Genomic DNA, 24,432 nt, shown 5'->3' with positions numbered 1-24,432 from the left:
ATGGCTGACTATCTGGTTATCGGCGGCGGAACCGCTGGATGTATCGTCGCGTCACGACTTTCCGAGGATCCGAACATCACCGTCACGGTCCTTGAAGCCGGTCCCACGGACAGATCCGAGCCCCGCGCTCGGGACATCCGGCGCTGGCCGCAGATGCTGGAAAGCGAATACGACCTCGATTACCGCAGTGTCCCGCAGGTGCGGGGCAACTCTGATATCCGGCAGGCCCGGATGCAGATCCTCGGTGGTTGCTCGACGGCGAACACCATGATCACCTGGCGGCCACTGGCCGCTGATCTCGAAGAATGGGCCGCGCTCGGTGTCACGGGCTGGGACACCCCCGCAGTGCATGCCGCATTCGACCGCATCCTGGCGCCGGTGGAACCGGTCGCCGACAAGGACCGCAACCCGTACGTCAACGACGTCGTGAGCTCCGCCCGGCGGGCGTTGGCCCTGCCCGCCCGCCGGGCCTGGAACTCCGATCCCGACTTCGCCGCCACCGGTGTCGGTGCGGGGTTCTTCGAAATCGGTTACACCCCAGCCACTCACCTCCGATCCTCGACCTCGGTGCACTACCTGCACGACGCCATCGATCACCGCGACAATCTCGTGGTCGAGTACGGCCAGCACGCCGAACGGCTGCTCATCGAGGACGGTAGGACCGTTGGCGTGATCACCCGTGACAACGACGGCAACCGCCGCGAGTTTCGGTCCGATCGTGAGGTCATCGTGTGCTGCGGCGCCATTGATTCGCCAAAGTTGTTGCAGCTCTCTGGGATCGGTCCTGTCGAGGTGCTAGCTGCTGCCGGTATTGAGACCGTGGTGGCGGCCCCGGGCGTCGGCGAGAACCTGATGGATCATGCCGAAGGGCTCATCGTCTGGGAGGCCGGGGCCGATATTCCCGACACCTGCGCCACGGGCTGGGATGCTGGTGCCGCAGTGCGCTTGTCGGATGACAGCCCCGCGCGGCCCGAGGTGCTGATGCACTTTCCCGTCGAGGCCGTTGCCGACCACGCCATCGCGCGCGGCGTGGTGATGCCCGAGCGCATTGTGTCGATCGCCCCGAACGTGGCCAAGCCGAGCAGTCGTGGACGGGTGTGGATCACCTCGTCAGATCCTGCCGAACGTCCGTTGATCGACTATCGGTACTTCACCGATCAGGACGGACATGACGAGGCGGTCCTGGTCGCCGGAATCCGGCTGGCCCGCCGCATCGCCGCCGCCGAACCGATGTCCAATTGGATTGTCCGCGAGGTATTTCCGGGTCCCGAAGCGCAGTCCGACGAGGAGCTGTCCGAAGCCTTGCGCGCCACCCACCAGACGGTGTATCACGTCTCCGGAACCTGCCGGATGGGCGCGGACGACGATCCGTTGGCGGTGTGCGATTCCCGGCTACGGGTACACGGTGTGGACGGTCTGCGGGTCGTCGACGCATCGGTGTTCCCCACCATCCCGTCGGTCAACCCGGTGGGCACGATCATGGCTCTCGCCGAGCACGCCAGTGTACTGCTGCTCGCCGACCGCCCCTGAACCTGAACTGAAGGCACCATCGTGTTCGCCGACCGCATCTTCACCAACGCCGCTGTGTTCCGGAGCGCCGATGCCGAACCCGCCGATACCGTCGCAATCCACGGCGACACCATCGTCGGCGTCGGCCGCGGCGTCGACCGCGACATGGTCGGAAAGCACACCGACACTACAGATCTCGGCGGTGCGAGCCTGCTGCCCGGATTCATTGACGCGCATGCACATCCGGTCGCCGCGGGCATGGTGGCGCTGCGGTGCGATTTCTCCGGTCTGGGCCACGACCGCGCGACCTATGTCGCGGCCATTGCCGACTACGCAGCACGCAATCCCGACGACACCGTGATCGCCGGTGCCGGCTGGTACGGAGATGCCTTTCCCAACGGGTTTCCCACCCGCCACGACATCGACTCCGTGGTCTTCGACCGGCCCGTCATCCTGACCAGCCACGATTATCACGGCGCATGGGTGAACACCCGCGCCTTGGAACTGGCTGGAATCAGCGCCGACACGGTTGATCCGGTTGGCGGCCGGATCATCAGGGACCACGCCGGCGAACCGACCGGGGTATTGCTGGATCGTGGCGGCGACGCGGTCAACGCCCTCATCCCGGAGGTGACACCGGAGTTCATGCGTCGTGCGTTGAGCGAGGCGCAACGTCGACTGCACGCAGTCGGCGTCACGGGCTGGCAAGACGCCGCCGTGGGCGCCGAATTCTTCGGGCTAAAAGATAATTTCGCGACCTACGTCGATGCAGACGAGTCCGGCGAACTCACTGCGCGGGTGGTCGGGGCACTGTGGTGGGAGGCCGACCACGGCGTCGAGCAAATTGAGGGGCTGATCGATCGCCGAAATCGCGCGGGCTATTCGCGTTTCACTGCGAACATGGTCAAGGTCATGCAGGACGGCATCTGCGAGAACTGCACCGCAGCGATGCTGGCGCCCTACCGTGCCGTCGCCGGTCACGATACGGGTCAGTCATTTATCGCCCCCGAAGATCTGCAGAAGGTCACTGCGCTACTGGCTGGCGAGCGCTTCGGCATCCACATGCACGCGGTCGGCGACCGCGCGGTGCGGGAATGCCTTGACGCGCTCGAACATGCCATCACCGAGCATCCGCAATTCGGTGGCCGTCATCAGATCGCCCACCTGGATGTGGTTGATCCACAGGATATTCCGCGCTTCGGACAGCTCGGCATCATCGCTAACATCCAAGCGCTGTGGGCTAGGCGGGACAAGGAGATCGTCGAGCGCAAGCTCCCGCTGCTCGGGCCGGAACGTGAGCCATGGCATTTCCCGTTTGCATCCATCCAGCGGCACGGCGCGGTCCTGGCCATGGGCAGCGACTGGCCCGTGACTGACCCGAACCCGCTGTGGGCCATCCACACTGCGGTGCATCGCACCGGCACGCGTGCCGATCCCCATGCGATCGGCGATGGCGTCTTTGATATCCCGCTGCAAGCACAAGAGGCGATCACGCTGCAATCGGCAATACACGCATACACCGCGGGCTCGGCGCGTGCGAACGGCCAGGGCAGAACCGGCCATGTTGCCGAAGGCATGCTGGCCGATCTGGTGATCCTTGATCAGGACGTCTTCACCGCAGAGGACATTGGGGCGGTACAAGTCACTCAGACCGTCGTCGGCGGCAAGACCGTCTACCACGCCTCCTAACCGCAGCCCGTCAACGTGCATGGTTTCGTCACGATGACGGTTGTCCCCCGGATTGATTAACGCCATCTTGGTGTTTCCTGTGTGCTACGTGAGAGTGCGGTGCCGACTTCTGCGTTACCGCCCGCGCCTGGGCCGCAACTGATAAATAACTGACGTCGCTATTAATAGGGGGAAACATGCGACGGAAAAGCTTGGCGCCCTACATCCTGGCCCTGAGTATCACCATCAGTGCGGTCGGCAACACCATGATGGGTCCGCACTTCTGCGACCTACACACGTTGGTCATTCAGTCGGCGCGCCTCACCACCGGACACCTTTACGACATCAACCGAGGTAGCGGCGATGTCATCGCCGCAAGCAACGTCGTTGGCACGTTCATGTACCCGCCGTTCGCGGCTATGGTCCTCTACCCGCTGCACTTCTTGCCCATGTGCATCATCGAATCAATGTGGTTCGCCGCGACGGTCGCGGCGTGGTACGGCTGCATCCGGGTCACACAGAAACTTATCGGCAAAGGTGATCAGCGGTCGGCGATGCTGTGGACCGCCGCGAGCCTTTGGTTCGAGCCGGTGGTCAACGTTCTCTGCCTCGGTCAAGTCGGGGTGTTCCTCGCCCTGGCGGTGCTGTACGCCGCGTACACCACGCGCGACGCGGTGTCCGGAACGCTGATCGGCATTGCTGCGGGCTTCAAACTCACCCCCGCGATGACGTGGTTCTACTTTCTCGGGCAGCAGCGCTACAAGGCCCTAGCCGTGTCCATGGCGGTTTTCGCGGCCACTCTCGGGATTGGCTTCGTGGCATTCCACGACCTCACGGTGCATTATCTGTCGTACGCCCGATTCGGGGATGCCACCCGGGTCGACTATGCCGGAGCAATCAACCAGTCATGGCTCGGGGTGTTGAGTCGCATCCTCGGACATTCCGCCGGCGGCACATTGGTACTCAACTCTGCGCTCGCGGCCACGGTGATTCTGAGCATCTTGGCATGGCGGCGCACCAGTGACGCCCTCGGTCGGCTTCTCGTTATTCAGCTGTGCGGGCTGCTGATCTCCCCCATCTCATGGACCAATCACTGGGTGTGGTTGGTGCCGTTGGTGATGTGGTTGTTCAACGGCACCGAGCGAAGCGGCTCGAAGATTGTCGGCGCGGCCTGGATAGCACTGATGCTGATACAGATACCCAATGGGCTGGAGGTTCTGCAGACCGATATCACGCAGATCGGCCGACCGTGGTACCTGGCCTGGGGTGCCACCGTGTATCTCGCCGGCGCGATCGCCACCCTTACCTGGATCGTCCTCTCGAAGAGGACCCCTATCAGCGCGCGGGAACGACCGAAGGTATTACAGCCCAGCTAGGCCGTCAGCAGGTTCATACCGATACCGACCAAAGCGTCGCTGGAATTGTCATAGCAGCGCAGGTGCCCGGTCAACGCGATGTCGTTGATCATGTTGATGACCGCCTGGACGCGAATCCTCGCGCTCGTCGCGTCGCAACCCGGGTACGCCGATCGCACCAACCGAACCCACTCGGCAACATACTGGTACTGAGCGGTCCGCATCCGATGTTGTTCCTCTGGAGGAAGCTGCACGATCTCGGTGATCAAGAGCTGCACCAATTGCGGGTATTCGAAGACGAATTCGCAGTAGCTCGTCACCAGGCGGCGGAGGCCATCCGAGCTGTCGGTGGCTCGGGCAAGCGTGCGGTTCATGTCGACCCGCAGCCATTCGTCTCCGCGCTCCATCGCAGCGACCAGAATGTCGGCTTTGGTGTCGAAATGGTTGTAAACACTTGGGCCGGCGATGCCGACAGCAGCACCGATGTCTTCGATCCCGACGTTCGAATAGCCTTGTTCGACAAATAATTTCACGGATCGGGTGATGATCGTATCGCGACGCGAACGCTCCAGGATCTCAGTGATTGCCGGTTCAACCGTCCGCTCGAGCAGCGTCGGCACGTCTGCCTCAAGTACCGCAACAATCAACGCTGTCAAAAGCCGACTGAAATCGGGCTCTGGGAGTTCGAGATTGTGGTACGAGATACTTGTTCCGGCTCCGAGTACGCACCACGCCAGCAGGTCGGCCTCGGCGGCTCCGATGTTCGGTCGTTCGCCGACGATCATCGCCGCGAGCCGCGCCCCGATGTCACGCACCTGTGAGCGAATCGCCGCTCGGCTATCTGGCGGGAGGTTTCGCGACTCCCTGTGCCACAGGATCCCAACGGAACGGTGTTCGATCATGCTGGCCGCGACATTGGCAGCGAGTGCGTGCGTCGCCGGGCTCGATTCGGCCAGCATCTTGTCAGTCGCGTCCAGCCCATCGGTCACTACCTGCGCAAGCAACTCTTGTTTGCTGCCAAAGTGGCGGTACAGCGCCGAAGGTCCGATCGCGACGGCGTCTGCAATATCGCCGACACCGACGTTCGCAAATCCGTTGCGATAGAACAGGTCTTCGGCAGCTATCAGGATGAGTTCCCGACGGTTCGACGGCCTAGTACCACGTGCCGGCTTGTCACTCATCCCGGTCCTCCCCGATTGCTTACGAAACTTGTGTTGCCGTTCCCTCCCAGAATTTCTTCCGGAGCTCGCGCTTGAGAATCTTGCCAGCACCGGACAACGGCAATGCATCGACGAACTCGGCGCTGCGCGGAACCTTGTAGTTCGCGATCAGCGTTTTGCAATGTCCGCGGAGCTCATCCTCGGTTGTCGAGTGACCGGGGAGCAACACCACAACCGCGTGAACGCGCTCGCCCCATTGCGGATCCGGAACTCCGATGACCGCGCACGATGCGACAGCCGGGTGCTTCGCCAAAGCATTCTCGACTTCGGCGCTGTACACGTTCTCGCCGCCGGTGATGATCATGTCCTTGATCCGGTCGACGATGAATACGTAACCGCTCTCATCCATCCGGCCACCGTCACCGGTGTGCATCCAGCCGTCGACGATCGCAGCTTCGGTGTCCTCGGGCCGATTCCAATAGCCGAGCATGACGTTGTCACCCTTGACGACAACCTCACCGACCTCGCAACGCGGCACCTCGTTGTCGTCCTGATCGACGATCCGTACTTGGACATGCGCGCAGGCGCGTCCGGCTGAACGGCCCAATTCGGGTCTGTCGTGATCTTCGGGAGTCAACACGGTGGCCACCGCGGACACTTCCGTCATGCCGTAGGCCTGGGTGAATTGTGCGGCAGGGAAAGCCGCTCTCGCGCGACTCAGCACCGCCTCGGCGATCGGCGATGCGCCGTAAATGACACTTTGGACGCTGCCGAGGTCGTGATCGGTCAGTGCCGGATCGTCGACCAGCATCTGGATCATCGTCGGGACCAGCAGTGCTGAGTCGATCTGGTGCTCCCCAATGGCTTTCAAGACGCCAGCTGAGGTAAACATCGGCACGATGACGTGTGTCACCCCGACGATGTTGCCGATTGTCCATGCCGCGAAGTCAGCGAGATGGAACATCGGCGCTGCGTGGAGCAGCTTGCCCCCCGGCGCGACCAATTGCACCGTCGCCTGACCGCCGAGCGCCGACGTCACGATGTTGTCGTGGCTGAGCATCACTCCTTTGGGGTGCCCAGTCGTCCCGCCGGTGTAGAACACGCCGAGGAGATCGTCGCCACCGGCGTAGCTGTCTTCGACGGGATCACTTTGCGCGACAAGAGTTTCGTACGAAAGGGTATCTGCCGGCTGCGCACCATCGCCGATGAAGATGACGGTCGCGAGTCCAGGAAAAGCAGCTCGGATCGGCTCGATCGCAGGAGCGAACGCGTCGTCCACGAGCAGAATCTTGGTGCGGGACTCTTCCAGCGAATACACGATCTCCGCGGGACTCCAACGAATGTTCACCGGGTTCACCACCGCGCCGAGCCACGGCACCGCATAGAGGTACTCGTGATATCGATCGGAGTTGAGGCTGAGAATTCCTACCCGGTGACCCTCCTCGACGCCAAGTTCGCGTAACGCGCCCGCAAACCGTGCTATGCGGTCAGCCGATTCGGCGACAGTCCGAACGCGGTCGTTGAAAATCGTCGCAATTGAACCGGGGCGCTGCTGAAGGGCGCGATGAAGCGATTGGGTGAGGTACATCTGTGTACTCCTAGCCAGTGCTGCTTTTGGTCACGGTATCGAGGTATCGCTGCCGGATACGGCGTTTCATCAACCTGCTATCGGGGATCGAGCCCGACTACAACGAGCGCGCGATCAGTTCCTTCATGACTTCATTTGCGCCGGCGTAGATCTTCTGCGCACGGGAATCCGCATACATCCGCGCGATGGGGTATTCGAGCATGTACCCATAACCGCCGAAGAGCTGGACGCACCGGTCGATGACCTCGCACTGCACCTCGGTCGCGTACGCCTTGGCCATCGATGCGCCGGCGGCGTCGAGCTCGCCACGGAGGTGGCGTTCGATGCAGCTGTCGACGTACACCCGCGTCACCTGGGCGAGTGTTGCGCAGTGCGCGAGTTCGAAACGCGTGTTCTGCAACTCGAACAGCGGCGCACCGAACGCGTGGCGTTCCTTGGTGTACCTGACGGTCTCCGCAACGGCGGCCTCCGCCATCGTGGCGGCCATGTCGGAAATCAAGACACGTTCGTGCGCGAGTTGCTTCATCGCGTACGCGTACCCTTTGCCCTCTTCGCCCAGGAGATTTCCGACCGGAACTCGCATGTCGTCGAAGAACAGTTCCGCAGTGTCCTGCGCCTTCATACCGACCTTGTCGAGCACCCGACCGACGCGGTATCCAGGCAGGCCACGGGTCTCAACGACGAGTAGCGACACGCCCTTCACCCCGGCGGAGGGATCTGTCTTGAGGACGAGGATGACGATGTCAGCGTTGACGCCGTTCGAGATGAACGTTTTGGAACCGTTGACAATGTACTCGTCACCGTCTCGGATTGCGGTGGTGCGCACTGCTTTCAGGTCGGACCCACCACCAGGCTCGGTCATCGCAATGGCGCCGATGAACTCACCGCTGGCCATCTTCGGAAGCCAACGATGCTTCTGCTCTTCGGTTCCGTATGTGTTGATGTAGTTCGCGACGAGACTGCCGTGCACCCCGGCGCCGACGCCGAAGCCCATCTCGGTCAGTTCGAGCGCGGCCTGGTAAATCACCAGATCGTGGGCGATCGTGCCACCGCCGCCACCGTATTCCTCAGGGATCGAGGCACACAGCAGGCCGACTTTGCCCGCCTCTAGCCAGAATTCGCGATCGACACGCTTCTGTTCGATCCACCGTTCGCGATGCGGGAGTGCTTCGCTCACAAAGAACTTGGTTGCCATTTCCTTGAGTGCGACGACTTCGTCGTCGGCCCAGGCCGATCGATATCTGGGGGTGGTCACGTCACCCACGTCCTTAGAAGTTGAAGCCGCCGCCACAGAGCAGTGTCTGTGCGCTGACATAGTTTGATTCGGGGATGCAGAACAGGTACACCGCTCCCGCCGCTTCGGAGGGTTCGCCGCCGCGGCCGAGCGGGATCATCTGTTCCATTGCGGCGAGCAGGCTCGGGTTGACCCCGACCTTGATCTCTTTACCGTCGATGTCGATCGTGCCGTCACCGTCGGCCGGTGCTGAGGTCAACCGCGTCTTGATCAATCCGAATGCGACCGTGTTGACGGTGACGTTGTAGCGCCCCCATTCCTTGGCGAGCGTCTTTGTCAGACCGGTGATTCCGGCTTTCGCTGCAGAGTAGTTGGCCTGTCCCGCATTGCCGCCCGTGCCGGCCATCGATGAGATGTTGACGACCTTGCGGCACGGGATCGGCTCGCCGGCTTCCTTGGCTTTCTTCACCTGGGCGGCGATCACCGGTTGAGCCGCGCGCAGAATCCGGAACGGCGCCTTGAGGTGTACGTCGAGGATCGCGTCCCACTGGTCGTCGGTCATTTTCTGGATGACCGAGTCCCAGGTGTAGCCGGCGTTGTTGATGATGATGTCGAGACCACCGAAATTGTCGACAGCGGCCTGGACGAATCGCTCGCCGAAATCGGCGTCGGTGACGCTGCCCACACACGAAACAGCCTGACCACCAGCCGCTTCGATAGCGGCTACCGTTTCTTTGGCCGGTTCGGCGTCGAGATCGTTGACGACGACCTTCGCGCCCTCGGAGGCGAGCTTCAACGCGATCTCGCGGCCGATGCCACGGCCCGAGCCGGAGACGATGGCGACTTTGCTTTCAAGAGTTCCCATGATTTTCAGTGCCTTTCAGAGTGCGACGGTGGCGTCGCCGGTGAGCGTGACGGTGCCGTCTTCGAGCGTGACAGTGAGTTCGATTGTGGCCAGGCCATTTTCGATTGACGTGATGGTGCCTGTGGCGGTCGGCTTGCCGTGGACCGGTGTGATGGATGCGAATCGCACCTGGTAGGAGCGGATATTCGCCGGATCGAAGTTGTCGGTGAGTAACCGACCCAGATAGGCCATCGACAGCATGCCGTGCGCGAACACGTCGTCCAGGCCTGCGGACTTCGCAACGTCGATGTCGATGTGCATGGGGTTGTGATCGCCCGAGGCACCGGCGAACAATGCCAGGGTGGTCCGCGAGATCGGGCGAATCTTCAAGGGTGCCAGCTCGGTTCCGACCGAGAGTGTTTCGGGTGTAGTCATTTTCCTGCTCCTGGATTCCTGACCACGATCACGGTTTTCAGTTCCGCAACCAACGAGCCGTCGGCCCGCGTGACGGTCGTTTCCTTGACGATGAAGTCGAGCGCGCCGCCCTTCTTGCTGTAGACGTCGGTGATCCGGGGCGTCGCGGTCAGGACGTCGCCGGCGTGCGCGAGCGAGTGATAGGTGAACGACTGCTCGCCGTGCAGCACGAACCGCAGGTCGATGCCGAGCTGATCGGCCCAGCCGAACGGATTCGGGTTCTCCAACTCGATCGAGAACAGGAACGTCGGTGGCACGCGCAGGTGGTCGTCGGCTGCGTCGCCGATCGCCTTGGCGAAGAACCGTAGTCGTCCGGCGTCGACGGTCAATGTGGTTGCGGGAAGCTCGGTTCCGATTGCCGCGGTATCGACGGCCATGTCAGTTCACCTTCTCGTACAGAGTGACGACGGCTGCGCCGCCGAGCCCGATGTTGTGCTGGAGCGCAACCTTCACGCCGTCGACCTGACGCGCCCCGGCGGTGCCCCGCAGCTGCCAGACGAGTTCCGTGCACTGGGCCAGACCGGTTGCGCCGAGCGGGTGTCCCTTGGACAGCAGCCCGCCGGATGGGTTGGTGACGACGCGACCGCCGTAGGTGTTGTCTCCATCAAGGATGAACTTTTCGGCGGTACCTTCGGGCGTGAGGCCGAGGCCTTCGTAGGTGATCAGCTCGTTCGCGGTGAAGCAGTCGTGCAGCTCGACGACGCGAATGTCTGTGGGCGAGACGCCCGACGCTTCGTACACTGCGTCGGCCGCAGCCTTGGCCATGTCGTAGCCGACGACCCGCATCATGTCGTTGGATTCGAAGGTCGACGGGGAGTCGGTTGTCATGGCCTGAGCCTTGATCGCGACCGACGCGTCGAGATTGTGCTTACGCGCGAATTCCTCGCTGCACACGATCGCTGCTGCGGCACCGCAGGTCGGTGGGCAGCACTGCAGTCGGGTGAGGGGTCCGTAGATCTGAGGCGATGCCATGACTTCGTCGACCGTTACTGCATCGCGGAACACGGCATAGGGGTTGTTCGCTGCATGCTGGCGCGCCTTCACCGAAATCCTGGCGAACGTTTCGGGTGCGGTGCCGTACTTCTCGGCATACTGGCGTCCCGCGCCGCCGAAATACTGTGCGGCAAACGGCGAGTCATCTGCACCTTGGATCGCGTGGGCGACTTCGTCGAAGCGCCGGAACGGAGTTGGGCGGTCGCTCCACATCGACCCGAGGGCGCCGCGTTGCATCTGTTCGAACCCGAGAGCGAGAACGCACTCAGCTGCGCCGGATTCGACAGCCTGACGAGCGAGAAACAAGGCCGACGAACCCGTCGAGCAGTTGTTGTTGACGTTGATCACGGGTATGCCGCTCTGGCCGATGCCGTAGACGGCAGCCTGCCCGCAGGTGGAGTCTCCGTACACATAGCCGACATAGGCCTGATTCACATCGGCGTAGTCGACGCCCGCGTCGGCGAGCGCTGCTCGAGCAGCTTTCTCCCCCATGACGTCGTATGACTCGCTGTTTCTCGGCGTCGTAAAGGGAATCATTCCGACTCCGGCGACGATGACCCGTCGTTTCATTTTTTCCAACCACCTAACTATTGATGATTCACTTAGTACAGCATGAGATTGTTCCTTCGGCAAGAGCGGATATTGCCGAAGCCGGTTCGGCCCGAGGTCGAGGCGGGCGTCGAAGGCGAGTCCGGGGGTATCGCGGATCGACCCTGTCCCCCGATCAGTTGACCGCCTTCTCCCCCGAAACATCACCCGGTCGCCGGACATACACGCGCGTGGGTGCAGGGGACGCTGGACTCGCAGCACTGCCCCGTCTCGAAAGGCCAACGCAATGACCAACCGCACAGACGTCATCGAGTCAGCGACGTCGATTCCGTCCGCCGATGTCGACCGCACTGAATCCGGTCGCGCAGCCGCCAAACGGCGTGCCATCATCCGCACAGTGGTCGAGGTCGCGGCACCGCTGGTTGCGTTCTATGGCCTGCGCGCCGCGGGAGGCTCGGAGTACTTCGCCCTGCTGACCGCGACGGTCGTCGCGGGTATTCCGGTTGTGTATGGCCTGACCACAACACGCCGGCTCGATCCGTATGCCGGCTATCTGATGTTGATGTTCGGGCTGACTCTGGCGGTCGCGATGATCACCACCGATGCGCGGCTGATCCTCGCCGGACAGACACTCGTCGGGGCGGCCGCAGCGGTGATCTTCCTGGCCAGCTGCATGGCCGGCAAGCCGATGACCCAGTTCGTCGCCGCGAGGTTCATGCCCGATGTGGCCTCTGGTGTCGGGTTGTCGGCTGCGCTCCGGTCGTTGCATGTCCGGTTGTCCGCGATTGTCGGTGTCGGGCTGCTGATCCAGGTGGCCGTTCTCCTGGCCATCATTTTCACCCTGCCCTTCGACATCGCGAACGGTCTGGTGAATCTCGTCGGGTGCGTCGGCACCCTGGTCATCGGCGCACCTGTGCTGCTCCTGATCCGCAGGTTCAAGCGGGAGCAAGTCGAAGCCTCTGGGTGAAACCCACTGTTGCCAACCGGAAGTCGGCACCGCGTGTGTGCGCCCAACTCCAGGACGTTCCGTAACATCGGTATGGGCGATCGGCACTTCCACACGACGCAAAGGGTTTCTATGCATACGAATGATGGCGCGGAAAGCACTGTGGCACCCCACCGTTACGGATTTCGCGGGTTCGCCTGCGTCGCGGCCGCATTCGCTGTGCTGGCGTTGATCGGCGCTCCGGTACCGATGGCCACCGCGGACCCATGTCCAGACGCAGACGTGGTGTTTGCCCGCGGAACCGGCGAGCCGCCGGGGGTCGGCGGCATCGGACAGGCATTCGTCGATGCATTGCGCGCCAAGGCGGGTGCGAAGTCGGTGAGTGTGTACCCGGTGAACTACGCGGCCGGCGCCGACTTCGGCGACGGCTTCCAGTTCGCCCTCACCGTCATCGACGGGATCAGGGACACTACAAACCACATTCAGGCAGTGGCCGCGAGCTGCCCCGCCACCAGGATTGTGCTCGGCGGTTTCTCGCAGGGTGCCGCCGTGGCGGCGTTCAGCACGTCCGCCGAAATCCCGCCGGGTGTCCCCGAAGCTTTCGTACCGCCTCCTATGCCGCCGGCGATAGCCACCCACGTCGCCGCAGTGGCCCTGTTCGGAAACCCATCGAATCAGTTCCTTGCCGACGCCGGTGCACCACAAATCACCATCGGGCCGCTGTATGTGCCCAAGACCATCAATCAGTGCGCCCCGGGCGACACCATCTGCAACGGGGCCCCGCCTGGACCGCCCAACGGCGCGCACAACTCCTACATCGCCAACGGCATGGTCGACCAAGCGGCGCAGTTCGCGGCCGCCCGTCTCTGACTGTCGATACTGTGTTCAGATCGGTTGTAGTGCAACAGATTTGACGGACACGCAAGGTGCTTACGCGCCGCGCAGCGCCTCCGTTGCCGTCGGCAGTCGCGGCCGAGACCGATCGAGGAACACCGGAGCACCCGGGTCGGGACTCAGTACACCCGGCGCGTTGGGCGAGCTGTTCGTCAAGGTCGCCTGGAGGACTTGTACGAACTCCCGCGGCTGATCGTTCTGCAGATAGTGGTTTGCTCGTGGCAGCAGCCAGAATTCATTGCCGCCCGGCTTCGTCGCGAGGTGGTCGTTCCACACGTGCGCAGCGACGCGAAGCGGCGAGACCTCGTCATACAGCCCCCACACCACCGTTGTCTTGACGGGCATTGCCGCGAGCGCCTCGAGCCATTCCTGCTCGTGCTCGGAACGCTCCACCAAATATTGGATGGTGTCGTGAATCACCCCGAGACCGTCGTTCATGGCGAACGAGTCCGCCAGTGCCGTGATCGTCGGGTCTTCGAGTGCGCGCCGAGGCGTGAACGTGGTCTGACCCAAACCAACGGCAAGCATCTCGGGCGTGATGGCGGCGACCGTCGTGGCGGCCGTCTGAGGGTTGAGGACCAGTCGCTGGAAGTCGGTCAGGTTCGACAGCGGCAAAAAGATATTGCCATTGCTCAGTACCAGATTGGTCACGTCGAACGGCGTCTGTCCGGTACTGCACCTGTGAGCAAAGGACAGTGCGACGCTGTCGCCTCGGTCATGGGCGACAACCGCGCCCTGCCGTGCGCCGAGGATGTCGAGCAGGTAGTAGCCGAGCAACTCGCTGTCGCGATGCAAGGTATAGCGCTCGCCTTTGGGCTTGTCGGAGAATCCGAAGCCGGGCAAGTCGAGCACGCAGACCCGGTGGTCGGCGCTGAGCTCGCCTACTACGTCCTGCCAGTCGATGCTGCTGGTGGGAAACCCGTGCACCATCAATATCAGCGGAGCTTCGGGATCACCGAACTCGGCGTGGAAGATATTCAGCTTGCCGGCATGTTGCATGGGCTCCGATGGAACCCACTCGAAGTGGCCACCCGCGTCCAGCCACTCCCGGGCACGTCCGTCCATGTCGGCCCGCCGGGATCAGCTAGGCGGTGTGGATGATCAAGATGTCGATCTTGACCTTCCGTGCGATGTCAGCGGGGACCGAGCCCAGCAATCGTCCTGCCGTCGAGTTCAATCCCACGTCGCCCACGACGATCAGATCTGCGTCAACTTCCTTGGCCAGCGCAATCAGTGCGTCGACGGGCGCGCCGACGACCGCCCGCTCTTCGATGTCTTGAGCACCCGCAGCGGTCGCGCGTTCGTGTGCGTCGCGCAGGATTTCGTACACGGCCGCGTCGCCGTGCATCCGATATCCGCTCTCACGCCCCAGGGCATCCTCGGCGCGGCGATCAACCGACTTCTCCGGAGATGGGGGTCGTGACCAGCCGCCCCTTTCGATATCGTGCAAATGGGCACTCGCGACAATAAGTTTCGCGTTCTGTTGCGCGGCAAACGCGCCGGCTCGCTCAACCGCCCGCATCGACGAGGCCGAGCCGTCGGTGCCCACAATGACCGTCCGATAGCCACCCATGGCCGCCTCCCTTGCAGTCGTGGCAACGTCAAGACATTAGCGTGCGCTGCGCGGTCGATGGTGGGCTTTGAATTCTCCGGTGGGTGCCAGGTTTGTGTGGGTCGCGGATTACTCTCGCGGATATGCCTTCAGTTCTGGTGACCGGTGCCGCACGAGGTATCGGCAAAGCCATCGTGGACCATCTGGCCGCATCCGGGTGGGACGTCATTGCCGGGGTACGGACAAACGCCGATGCCACAGCGGTGACAGCTCTCAACCCGCAGCGGATCTCCGCGGTCGTTCTCGATGTCACCGATGCCGACCACATCGCGGCACTGGCCGGCTCGCTACCGGACCGCCTGGATGCGGTGGTGAACAATGCGGGCATCGTGGTGGCCGGACCGGTCGAAACGCTCACGTCGGAGGACTGGCGCAAGCAGTTCGAGGTGAACGTGGTCGGCCAGTTCGCAGTCACTGCGGCGGTACTGCCGAAGCTGCGCGAATCGCGCGGCCGGGTGGTGTTCATCTCGAGCGTGAACGGTCAGTTGTCAACGCCGATGATGGGTGCCTATGCGGCGTCGAAGTTCGCCTTGGAGGCGGGCGCAGAGGCGCTGCGAATTGAACTGCGGCCCTGGCACATTCCCGTGGTGGTGGTGGAACCTGCCCAGACCGATACCGATCTGTGGCGCAAGGCCGACGACATGGTGGCCGAGTTGGAGGCCGCGACCTCACCCGCGCACCGCGCGCTGTACGACCGACATATCGCCGGCATGAAGAAAATGGTCCCGTTGTCGCAGAAGATGGCAGTGGCACCGGCGAAGGTCGTTGCCGTGGTGGAGGAAGCGCTGACTGCGCGTCGGCCCAAGGCGCGTTACATCGTCGGATTCGGACCCAAGGCTCAGGTCGCGTTGATGACGAATATCCCGACGACGCTGCGGGACCGACTGCTGGCCAGAGTTTTCGGAGTGCCTCGCAGCTGATTCAGATCGTCGCCTTCAGCGCTTCGAGCGCGGCGGCGGACGCGCTTGCGGGTTGAGCCCGATAGGTCAACAGGTGCTGTCCACCGGAATGGGGAATGTTGAACCTGTTTCGGTGCAGGTAGAGTTCGCCGACAACGGGATGTCGCAGGTGAATCACGCCCGGGCGGTAGCCGACGTCGGCCTTTGCCCATCTGTCGCGGAAATAGTCACTGCGCGTTGATAATTCGTCAACCAGGGCCCGTACCGCTGGGTCGTTGGGTGCGCTCCCCGCAGCTTCTCTGAGTCCACTGATCACCACATCGGTGGTGCTTTCCCAGTCGACGAACTGCTCGCGCGCTCGCGGGTCCAACAACCGCCAACGCAGAAAGTTCTCGCCTGGTTCGAGCCCGCATGACAGCGCTCGCGCAACCGGGTTGGCAGCCAGGACATTCAGGCAGCGGCTGGCGACGATCGCGGGCATCGGAAACTGGTCGATCAGCTCGTCGGCGCCATCCGCGACGACTTCGACAGTCGGTTGTTCCGCGCGAAGCGTTCGTGGAGCGGCGATTTGATGCAGGTATTCGGCGGCCTTCACGTCCAGCTGCAATGCCTTCGCGAGGGCGGTGATCACCTCCGGCGACGGATTCTTGTCGCGCCCTTGTTCCAGCCGCAGGTAGTACTCCACGCTGATACCGGCCAACAGGGCCAGTTCTTCGCGCCGCAGGCCAGGGACCCGACGACGCGATCCCCCGATCAGCCCGACGTCTTCAGGCCGGATCTGCTCGCGCCGCGCGCGCAGATAGTCGCCCAAGACGTTGGAGTTCTCCGCCACCGATCGAGCCTAACCCTGTCCCCACGACTACCAGGGTCAGCGCGGTCTTCTACGTCGTCTTTTTTGGGCCGAGAGTGAGAACAGACCACCACGAAGGAGCAGCGATGACCGAGCGGCGAGACATCGAATTCCCAGGCGAAGGCGACGTGACATTGCGGGGCTGGCTGTTCCAGCCCGACGGAGCCGGGCCCCACCCGGCCATCACCATGGCCCACGGCTTCGCCGGCGTGAAGGAACATGGCCTGGAGCGCTTCGCCCGACTGTTCGCTGACGCAGGTTTCGTGGTTCTGGTCCACGACCACCGCGGATTCGGACCCAGCGACGGCGCCCCCCGCTTCGACATCGACCCCTGGGTACAGATAGCAGACTGGCGCCGCGCCATCTCGTTCCTCGAGAGCCTGCCCACCGTCGACGCGGAACGGATCGGCCTGTGGGGCAGCAGCTACGCCGGCGGGCACGCCCTTGTGCTCGGGGCCACCGACCGCCGACTGCACGCAGTGGTCTCCCAGGTGCCCACCGTCAGCGGCTACCAGCAGAGCCTGCGCCGCGTGGCACCGGACCTGGTGTCCAGCCTCGAGGCAGCCTTCATCGACGACGACCGGCGCCAGTTCCGTGGGGAGCCACCCGCAACTCAGGCCGTGGTGAGCGCCGATCCACAGGAGCCGGCCGCGTACCACGCGCCGGACGCGGTCGCCTTCTATCAGCAGCCGGTGCCCGAGGGTGTGTGGCACAACACCGTCACCATCAGATCGAGCCGAGCTGCCCGCAATTACGAACCTGGGGGCTGGATTTCGCGGGTCTCCCCCACACCGCTGCTGATGGTCGTCGGCATGACGGACACGGTCACCCTGACCGATCTGGCGCTGGACGCCTACGAGCGGGCATTGCAACCCAAAAAGTTGGTGACCGTCGACGGCGGCCACTTCGATCCGTACCTCGGGCAATTCGACGTCGCCGCCGGTGCCGCCCTGAGCTGGTTCTCCCAGCACCTTGCTTCCGCTGAAACCAACTGAACCCGAAGGAAATCCATCATGAGTACATTGCAGTACGAAGTTCTCGTCCACGACGGTATCCGCCGTCATCGCGAGCAACGCCTGCCCGATGGCAGCCCCATCGTCTCGTCTCCGGTGGCGTCCACCCTGATCTACGGTGAGCACGACGCCGTACTCGTAGACCCCCCATTCACCTATGACCAGGTACAGCAGGCGTGGGCGTGGATCGAACGGTCCGGCAAGACTTTGACCCACATATACGCCACACATGGCCACGGCGACCACTGGTTCGGCACCGAGTTGTTGTTGCAGCGCTTTCCGGGTGTCACCGCCTACGCGACCGCGGGCACCATCGCCATGATGCACGAGCAGGCCACCACCGGGCGGGCCCAGATGTGGGACGTGGACTTCCCGGCACAGATTCCGCCCAGCCCGGTTGTCTACCAGCAGATTCCGGTTGACGGGTTCGAATTGGAAGGGCATCCGCTGCATGCCGTCGAGGTTGGCCATACAGACACCGACGACACCACCGTGTTGCATGTCCCGTCGATCGGACTGGTGGTCGCCGGGGACGTCGCCTACAACGGCGTCCATCAGTACCTCCTGGAGAGCGCCCACGGCGGTATCGAATCGTGGCTGACCGCACTGGACACCGTCGCGGCGCTGAATCCGGAGGCGGTCGTTGCCGGGCACAAGAACAAGAATCTGCCCGACGACCCTGCCGTCATCGAGCAGACCCGGCAATATCTGCTGGACGCGCGGCACCTGATCGACGAAAAGCCCAGCCCCCAAGAATATTTCGACAAGATGATCGCCCTCTACCCAGACCGCCTCAACGTCGGGCCGGTGTGGTACTCCGCGGTCGCATTGCTGTCGTGACACCCAGGGAGAAGACGCCATGAACACCGAAATTCCTCAGACCCGGCAAACCGTTCTCGACGACGTGAACCACTGGTTCTTCGACGACTACCTGCCGACGTGGGTCGGTATTGCGGCCGGAACCATCGACCGCGGACCCGATTTCGTCCTCGATTACTGGTCGTCGCCACTGCATTACAGCGACGGCACCAGCTCTGAATGGTTCCTCGACGCGGCCGCCGTGACCGACTTCTTGAACGGCATGCACGCGCAGCTCAAAGAGCACGGCTACACGCACACCGACGTGCCGGATCACCGGATTCGTGTTTACAACGGCACCGGCGCCGCTATCGAGGTGATCTGGTCGCGATGCGGTGACGGTTACGAAATCCAGCGCCTGGCAGTACATTTCGAGATATCGCGCAGCGCAGACGGATGGCGCGTGGTCGGCATCCAAACCGTACCCACCACCGCCTCCGAGCTGGCCGCGGTCTGGTCGCAATCGCCTCATCCACTTTCCATCTGAAATCAGGACATCATGATCATCGACCCCAGCGACCTGAATCCCACTTCGAGCTACAAACTGCTGATCGGCAGCGTGCTGCCCCGCGCCATTGCGTGGGTGAGCACCCAGTCGGCGGCCGGCGTCGGGAACATCGCACCGATCTCGTTCTTCACGGTCGTCGGGCGGTTCCCACCGATTCTGTCGATCTCACTGCAGCCCCGCTCCGACGAGACGACGCTCAAGGACACCTTCATCAACATCCGCGACACCGGTGACTTCGTCATCAACATCGCCTCCGTCGCGCAGGCCGACGCTCTGCACCGGTCGGCCTTCGAATTCGACAGTGGTGTCGATGAGTTCGAAGCACTCGGACTGCACAAGGCGGACTCGGAGATCATCAAGGCACCGCGGATCGCCGAGGCACCCATCTCATTCGAATGCGTCGTCGACCGGATCATCCCGATGCCCCCGCTGCCCGATCACGTCGTGTGGGGCCGGGTCAAGAAGATCCACGTGCGCGACGACCTGTACCTGGAGCGCGGGCGGATCGACACCGGGGCGCTGCACCCATTCGGCCGGTTGGCCGCCGAGTACTCCGCTGTCGACAACATCTTCACCACGCCGCTTCCCGACACCGTGCTGGAAGGCCTGGAGTCCCAGCGCATTCGGCGTCTCGACGGCAAGGCCAGCGACTTCTCCCCGATCGACACCAAGGATTGGTCGCCCTCGGGCTCGACCGCGGCGGGAGTACCGCGATGAGCTCCATGCCCGAGGTGTGGCGCACCGATGCCGGGAGCGGCCAGGCGCCCACGTTGCTGTTCATTCACGGCTACTTCGACAGTGCCACCGTGTGGAACGACCTCGTGGTGGCGCTCGGCGACACCGTGAACATCGTCCGGTATGACCTCCCAGGATTCGGCGCCCGGCACATGCAATCGCTTGACCTGCGCCAGATCTCCCTGTCGACGCTGGCCGCCGAGGCCGCCTTGGTCCTGGCCGGTGTCGGAACCCCGGCGTACGTCGTGGGCCACAGTCTGGGCACGCAGGTGGCGCAATTGGTCGCCGCTGAGCATCCCGAGCTGGTCGTCGGATTGATCCTCTTGACGCCGGTGCCATTGCAGGGCACCCATCTACCGGAGGATTCGTTGGCGCCGTTCCGTGAACTGGCGGCCCACTACGGGGCGCAACGCGAAGCCCGCGCACAGCTGTCTCCCGCGTTGACCGACCGGCAGCTGGACCGCCTCAGCCATATCGGCACCCTGAGCCGGCCGAGCGTTGGTGCCCGCTACGCCGATGTCTGGAACGACGGACTGCCTTGGCCGGCTGCGGTGCACCCCTACCGCGGTCCGGTACTGCTCATCGGAGGCGGCGTTGACGGTTTCGTCACGTCACGCGTCGTCGATGCCGTCGCCGCCGAGTACCCCGATGCTCGGGTTCGCACGATCGCCAACGGCGGACACTGGTTGCACGTCGAACACCCCGACAGCGTTGCGGTCCTCACACTGGATTTCCTCGACGACACCGCGAATGTGGTTGCCACCGCCAACTTCCCACACCCTCCCACACCGAAGGACGCATCATGAGCTTGACCCACTCGACGTTCGTCACCGCACAGATCCCCCAGGCCGGCCGTGGGCCGCTGCCCGACGGGAGCACCCGGATGTGGTCGCCGATCACCTCGACGCTGATCACTGGCGAACGCAGCGCAGTACTGGTGGATCCGCCGCTGACCTTGGCCCAGGCCGCTGAAGTCGCCGACTGGGTGGCCGACTCGGGACGAGAGCTGCGGTACATCTACATCACCCATGGCCACGGCGACCACTGGTTCGGCGCCATCCCGTTGCTCCAGCGGTTCCCCGGCGCGATTGTGCTCGCGACCGCGGGAACCCGCCGCCTGATGGCGGACCAGAATCGTCCTTCCTTTCGAAAAGAGTTCTGGGACAAATTCTTTCCAGATCAGCTGCCAGTCGGTGAGATCAGCGCCGAAGGCGTTGATGACCAGGGCTTCGAGCTCGACGGTGTCCGGCTGCTCCCGATCGAGGTCGGCCACACCGACACCGAGGCCACCACCGTCCTGCACGTTCCCGACACCGGACTCGTCGTCGCTGGTGACGCCGTCTACAACGGAGTGCACCTGTACCTGGCCGAATCGGGCGGGGTTGCGGGGATAGACACCTGGCTCACGGCCCTGGACACCCTCGAAGCCCTGAACCCGAGCTCACTGATCGCCGGACACAAGAACCAGGAGCTTCCGGACGACGTCTCCCAAATCGGCGCCACCAGAAGTTATCTCACCGATTCGCGCCGGCTGATCGAATCAGCCGGCAGCGCTGCCGAGTTCAATGCGGCGATGCTCGACCTACACCCGGACCGGCTCAACCCCGGTGCCCTGTGGGGCTCCGCGATCACCCTGTTCCGGTAGGCGTCAACGGTTTGTCGACAGAGTCCATGGCGGCTTGGACCTCGGTGCGGCGTTCGTCGAGGAGCCGGCCGAATTCGCGGGACAGCTGTCGACTGTGGCGTTGGACAATTGGTTGAACGCGGCGCTGAACGCCTGCAGCGCGTCGGCGGTGGCCGGTCCGCTGGTGTAGACCAGAAATGCGTTCTTCAGGTCGGCGACCTGAACCGCCAACTGGAGGGCCTGGGACGCGCGAACCTGCGTCAGCCGGTCGAAGGCGGCATTGCGCAACGACGCGCGCCCGGATTGGTAGCCGATGATTCCGACCACTGCGGCCGAGATGACGCTCGCGGTCAACAACATCGCGATCAGCTTGGACTGGATGCTGAACCGGCCGCGAACTCGTCGCCGGGGCCCCAGTCGTCGCCAGCAAGCAGACCAGACCACCGCAGGCAGATACCCCGGCAACGCGCGAATAAGGGATGGGTGTGCGCTGTGAGTTGCGGCGCTTACTACCATCAAAGCGCTGCTCAGCGCGAGGGGCCATGCGACACGTAGGACAGATTGAGTTGAACACACCAGAACTTGCCCGTTGGAATGCCGAGGAAGCCCTCGCGGAGGCGATGATTCCGATCGTCGGCACCCTGCACCGCAAACACGGCGTCACCGTCTTGCTGCACAGCCGGTCGCTGGTGAACAAATCGGTCATCAGCATCCTGCGCACCCACCGCTTTGCTCGCCAGATCGCCGGCGAAGAGCTTTCGGTCGTCGAGACCTTCCCATTCCTGCAGGCGCTGGCGGACCTGGATCTCGGTCCATCGAAGATCGACCTCGGACTGCTCGTGCACGCCTACCGCGCCGACGAGCGTGGGCTCTCGGTCGCCGAGTTCGTCGGCGATGCGCTCTCCGACGTCACCGGCGAGAACAAGGCCGAGCCGCAGGGACCGCGTGACGTGGTGCTTTACGGCTTCGGCCGGATCGGTCGTCTCGTTGCTCGCCTGCTGGTCGAGAAGGCCGGTGGCGGCAACGGGCTGAACCTGCGCGCCGTCGTGGTCCGCAGCGGTGGACCTGACGACCTGAAGAAGCGCGCCTCCCTGCTTCGCCGCGATTCGGTGCACGGCCACTTCAACGGCACGATCAAGGTTGACAAGGAGAACAACCTCCTCATCGCGAACGGCAACGCGATCAAGTTCATCTACAGCAACGACCCGTCGGAGATCGACTACACCGAGTACGGGATCCAGAACGCCATCCTCATCGACAACACCGGCAAGTGGCGCGACCGTGAAGGCCTGTCGAAGCACCTGCGTCCGGGCATCGAGAAGGTGGTGCTGACCGCGCCGGGCAAGGGCGATGTGCCCAACATCGTGCACGGCGTCAACCACCTCCGTCAGGACGTCAGCCAGCAGATCTACTCGTGCGCCTCGTGTACGACCAACGCGATCGTCCCGCCGCTCAAGGCGATGGACGAGGAGTTCGGCATCATCCGTGGTCACGTCGAGACGGTGCACTCGTTCACCAACGACCAGAACCTGCTGGACAACTACCACAAGGCTGACCGTCGCGGCCGTGCCGCACCGCTGAACCTGACCATCACCGAAACCGGTGCGGCATCGGCCGTCGCCAAGGCGCTGCCGGAACTCAAGGCCAAGATCACCGGCAACTCGATCCGAGTTCCCACCCCCGACGTGTCGATCGCGATCTTGAGCTTGCAACTCAAGCGTGAGACGACCAAGGAAGAGGTGCTCAAGCACCTCCGAGAGACGTCCCTGTCCGGTCCGCTCAGCCGCAACCTCGACTACACCGCGGCCACCGACGCAGTGTCGAGCGACTTCATCGGCTCGCGCGCGGCCTCGATCATCGATGCGAATGCGGCGATCGTCGATGGCGACCAGGCGATCCTGTACTGCTGGTACGACAACGAGTTCGGCTACTCCTGCCAGGTCGTCCGCGTGGTGCAGTTCCTGTCGGGTATCGAATACCCGACGTATCCGCGGATGTGACGGTGCCGCCGGCCGGTCGGCCCCGTTGCGGCACTTGCGATTTGGAGGTGTCGACTTACAGGGTCGACGGAACCGGCGAAGAGTAGTCTCGACAGCGGTCGCGTCGGCGTCACTGGCAGGGAAGGCAGCTGTGAGCAATCTCGAAGAGTCCCCGGTCGAATTCGATTGTGCCGCTGGACCATCCGGCACCATAGAAATCCTCGAACCACGCGACGTGCCACTGGGCGGGCCCCGCGCGATGCAGGTGCGTCGTACGTTGCCCCAGCGGGAGCGCTCCTTGGTCGGCGCCTGGTGTTTTGCCGATCACTACGGCCCGGAAGATGTGCGCACCTCCGCCGGTATGGACGTGGCCCCGCACCCGCACACCGGGTTGCAGACCGTCAGTTGGCTGTTCAGCGGCGAGGTCGAGCATCGTGACTCCGCCGGTGTGCACGCGATGATCCGGCCTGGCGAGCTGAATCTGATGACCGCCGGCGCCGGGATCTGCCACTCCGAGGTGTCGACGCCGTCGACCACGATCCTCCACGGGGTGCAGCTGTGGGTCGCGTTACCCGATGCGGCGCGGCACGGCCCGCGAAACTTCGATCACTACGCTCCCGAGTCGGTGATCCACGGTGCCGCGACGGTGGCGGTGTTTCTGGGAGAACTGGCAGGTCAACGCTCACCCGTTCATACCCATACCCCCCTTCTCGGCGCCCAGGTGGACTTGCCACCCGGAGCGAGCGTCGACTTCGACGTGGATCCGGCATTCGAGCATGCGGTGCTGCTCGACTTGGGGGAACTGACCGTCTCGGGAACGCCGGTCGCCGTGGGAGAGATGGCTTACCAGGGCGTCGGAGCGTCGCGGCTGGCGTTGGCCAACACCGGCAGCGCACCGGTACGTGCCATCGTGCTCGGCGGAGTGCCGTTCGCCGAGGAACTGCTGATGTGGTGGAACTTCGTTGGGCGCAACCACGACGAGATCGTCGAGTACCGCGAAAAATGGCAAGCAGAGTCGGAACAATTCGGCACCGTCATCGGATACCAGGGATCGCCGCAGCGCCTGCCTGCACCGTCGCTGCCGGGCACCCGCCTCAAACCACGGCCGTCGCCGGCCGGCGGCCACGCTCCGGTACGGCT

Annotated in this window: 24 protein-coding genes and 1 pseudogene; 14 read left to right on the top strand and 11 right to left on the bottom strand. The window is 63.6% G+C overall.

Annotated elements, in window-relative coordinates; translation table 11 throughout:
- The 3 genes from ABIA30_RS04460 to ABIA30_RS04450 all read left to right on the top strand — a co-directional run bounded on the left by ABIA30_RS04460 (position 1) and on the right by ABIA30_RS04450 (position 4,553).
- Complete coding sequence (locus ABIA30_RS04460) at positions 1-1,530, top strand: GMC family oxidoreductase (RefSeq protein ID WP_370063332.1); 1,530 nt, start codon at positions 1-3, stop codon at positions 1,528-1,530.
- Between the two features lie 144 nt (positions 1,531-1,674).
- Positions 1,675-3,198 (top strand): amidohydrolase, encoded by a 1,524-nt coding sequence (locus ABIA30_RS04455; RefSeq protein ID WP_370063331.1) that lies wholly within the window; start codon positions 1,675-1,677, stop codon positions 3,196-3,198.
- 176 nt (positions 3,199-3,374) lie between these two features.
- Positions 3,375-4,553, top strand: coding sequence for a glycosyltransferase 87 family protein (locus ABIA30_RS04450; protein ID WP_370062433.1), 1,179 nt, complete (start codon positions 3,375-3,377; stop codon positions 4,551-4,553).
- Here ABIA30_RS04450 and ABIA30_RS04445 read toward each other — a convergent pair.
- From ABIA30_RS04445 to ABIA30_RS04415, 7 genes are all read right to left on the bottom strand, one after another.
- Entirely contained in the window at positions 4,550-5,713 is a 1,164-nt protein-coding gene (locus ABIA30_RS04445; protein ID WP_370062431.1) for a TetR/AcrR family transcriptional regulator, read from the bottom strand. The two genes, ABIA30_RS04450 and ABIA30_RS04445, sit on opposite strands and share 4 nt — an antisense overlap.
- 19 nt (positions 5,714-5,732) lie before the next feature.
- Entirely contained in the window at positions 5,733-7,280 is a 1,548-nt protein-coding gene (locus ABIA30_RS04440) for a long-chain-fatty-acid--CoA ligase (RefSeq protein WP_370062429.1), read from the bottom strand.
- Positions 7,281-7,377: 97 nt separating this feature from the next.
- Entirely contained in the window at positions 7,378-8,535 is a 1,158-nt protein-coding gene (locus ABIA30_RS04435) for an acyl-CoA dehydrogenase family protein (RefSeq protein WP_370062427.1), read from the bottom strand.
- A gap of 13 nt (positions 8,536-8,548) precedes the next feature.
- Positions 8,549-9,379, bottom strand: coding sequence for an SDR family NAD(P)-dependent oxidoreductase (locus ABIA30_RS04430; RefSeq protein WP_370062426.1), 831 nt, complete (start codon positions 9,377-9,379; stop codon positions 8,549-8,551).
- 15 nt (positions 9,380-9,394) lie between these two features.
- Positions 9,395-9,793, bottom strand: a complete 399-nt coding sequence (locus ABIA30_RS04425; RefSeq protein WP_370062425.1) for a MaoC/PaaZ C-terminal domain-containing protein — start codon at positions 9,791-9,793, stop codon at positions 9,395-9,397.
- Positions 9,790-10,209 (bottom strand): MaoC family dehydratase N-terminal domain-containing protein, encoded by a 420-nt coding sequence (locus ABIA30_RS04420; protein WP_370062424.1) that lies wholly within the window; start codon positions 10,207-10,209, stop codon positions 9,790-9,792. The genes ABIA30_RS04425 and ABIA30_RS04420 overlap by 4 nt, the downstream gene beginning before the upstream one ends.
- Position 10,210: 1 nt before the next feature.
- The gene (locus ABIA30_RS04415; RefSeq protein WP_370063329.1) at positions 10,211-11,395 is read right to left on the bottom strand and encodes a lipid-transfer protein; all 1,185 of its coding nucleotides are present in this window, start codon (positions 11,393-11,395) and stop codon (positions 10,211-10,213) included.
- A 265-nt stretch (positions 11,396-11,660) separates the two neighbouring features.
- Here ABIA30_RS04415 and ABIA30_RS04410 point away from each other — a divergent pair, with 265 nt between their 5' ends.
- Together ABIA30_RS04410 and ABIA30_RS04405 are read left to right on the top strand one after the other, a co-directional pair.
- Positions 11,661-12,341: a VC0807 family protein gene (locus tag ABIA30_RS04410; RefSeq protein ID WP_370062422.1), complete on the top strand. Its 681-nt coding sequence runs from the start codon at positions 11,661-11,663 to the stop codon at positions 12,339-12,341.
- A 228-nt stretch (positions 12,342-12,569) separates the two neighbouring features.
- Positions 12,570-13,190, top strand: a complete 621-nt coding sequence (locus ABIA30_RS04405) for a cutinase family protein (RefSeq protein ID WP_370063327.1) — start codon at positions 12,570-12,572, stop codon at positions 13,188-13,190.
- Positions 13,191-13,250: 60 nt separating this feature from the next.
- Here ABIA30_RS04405 and ABIA30_RS04400 read toward each other — a convergent pair whose 3' ends face one another.
- Together ABIA30_RS04400 and ABIA30_RS04395 are read right to left on the bottom strand one after the other, a co-directional pair.
- The gene (locus ABIA30_RS04400) at positions 13,251-14,279 is read right to left on the bottom strand and encodes an alpha/beta fold hydrolase (RefSeq protein ID WP_370062420.1); all 1,029 of its coding nucleotides are present in this window, start codon (positions 14,277-14,279) and stop codon (positions 13,251-13,253) included.
- A 19-nt stretch (positions 14,280-14,298) separates the two neighbouring features.
- Positions 14,299-14,787: a universal stress protein gene (locus ABIA30_RS04395; protein ID WP_370062418.1), complete on the bottom strand. Its 489-nt coding sequence runs from the start codon at positions 14,785-14,787 to the stop codon at positions 14,299-14,301.
- 122 nt (positions 14,788-14,909) lie between these two features.
- Here ABIA30_RS04395 and ABIA30_RS04390 point away from each other — a divergent pair, with 122 nt between their 5' ends.
- A complete protein-coding gene (locus ABIA30_RS04390) occupies positions 14,910-15,746 on the top strand; it encodes an SDR family NAD(P)-dependent oxidoreductase (RefSeq protein WP_370062416.1) in 837 nt (278 codons plus the stop codon).
- 1 nt (position 15,747) lies between these two features.
- Here the strand turns inward: ABIA30_RS04390 and ABIA30_RS04385 are convergent, their stop codons facing one another.
- Positions 15,748-16,557, bottom strand: a complete 810-nt coding sequence (locus tag ABIA30_RS04385; protein WP_370062414.1) for a helix-turn-helix domain-containing protein — start codon at positions 16,555-16,557, stop codon at positions 15,748-15,750.
- 104 nt (positions 16,558-16,661) lie between these two features.
- Here ABIA30_RS04385 and ABIA30_RS04380 point away from each other — a divergent pair, with 104 nt between their 5' ends.
- From ABIA30_RS04380 to ABIA30_RS04355, 6 genes are read left to right on the top strand one after another with little or no spacing between them, the layout of a single operon-like run.
- Entirely contained in the window at positions 16,662-17,570 is a 909-nt protein-coding gene (locus ABIA30_RS04380) for an alpha/beta hydrolase (protein ID WP_370062412.1), read from the top strand.
- An 18-nt stretch (positions 17,571-17,588) separates the two neighbouring features.
- On the top strand, positions 17,589-18,428 hold the full coding sequence (locus ABIA30_RS04375; RefSeq protein ID WP_370062410.1) for an MBL fold metallo-hydrolase: 840 nt from the start codon (positions 17,589-17,591) through the stop codon (positions 18,426-18,428).
- Between the two features lie 19 nt (positions 18,429-18,447).
- Complete coding sequence (locus ABIA30_RS04370) at positions 18,448-18,933, top strand: hypothetical protein (RefSeq protein ID WP_370062408.1); 486 nt, start codon at positions 18,448-18,450, stop codon at positions 18,931-18,933.
- Between the two features lie 12 nt (positions 18,934-18,945).
- Positions 18,946-19,671: a flavin reductase family protein gene (locus ABIA30_RS04365; RefSeq protein WP_370062406.1), complete on the top strand. Its 726-nt coding sequence runs from the start codon at positions 18,946-18,948 to the stop codon at positions 19,669-19,671.
- Positions 19,668-20,495, top strand: a complete 828-nt coding sequence (locus ABIA30_RS04360; protein WP_370062404.1) for an alpha/beta fold hydrolase — start codon at positions 19,668-19,670, stop codon at positions 20,493-20,495. Before ABIA30_RS04365 ends, ABIA30_RS04360 begins: the two co-directional genes overlap by 4 nt.
- Positions 20,492-21,334, top strand: coding sequence for an MBL fold metallo-hydrolase (locus ABIA30_RS04355; RefSeq protein WP_370062402.1), 843 nt, complete (start codon positions 20,492-20,494; stop codon positions 21,332-21,334). The genes ABIA30_RS04360 and ABIA30_RS04355 overlap by 4 nt, the downstream gene beginning before the upstream one ends.
- A 3-nt stretch (positions 21,335-21,337) precedes the next feature.
- Here ABIA30_RS04355 and ABIA30_RS04350 read toward each other — a convergent pair whose 3' ends face one another.
- Positions 21,338-21,673, bottom strand: coding sequence for a hypothetical protein (locus ABIA30_RS04350; RefSeq protein ID WP_370062401.1), 336 nt, complete (start codon positions 21,671-21,673; stop codon positions 21,338-21,340).
- A gap of 206 nt (positions 21,674-21,879) precedes the next feature.
- On the opposite strand from ABIA30_RS04350, the gene ABIA30_RS04345 reads away from it, so the two are divergent.
- Complete coding sequence (locus tag ABIA30_RS04345) at positions 21,880-23,313, top strand: glyceraldehyde-3-phosphate dehydrogenase (RefSeq protein WP_370062399.1); 1,434 nt, start codon at positions 21,880-21,882, stop codon at positions 23,311-23,313.
- A gap of 130 nt (positions 23,314-23,443) precedes the next feature.
- A pseudogene (locus ABIA30_RS04340) lies at positions 23,444-24,406 on the top strand (pirin family protein); the annotation flags it as partial.
- Positions 24,407-24,432: the final 26 nt, after the last annotated feature.

The organism is Mycobacterium sp. MAA66 (assembly GCF_041261665.1).
Taxonomy (GTDB): Bacteria; Actinomycetota; Actinomycetes; order Mycobacteriales; family Mycobacteriaceae; genus Mycobacterium.
The sequence above is the reverse complement of the archived record's forward strand: the minus strand, read 5'-3'. Positions and strand labels throughout refer to the sequence as shown.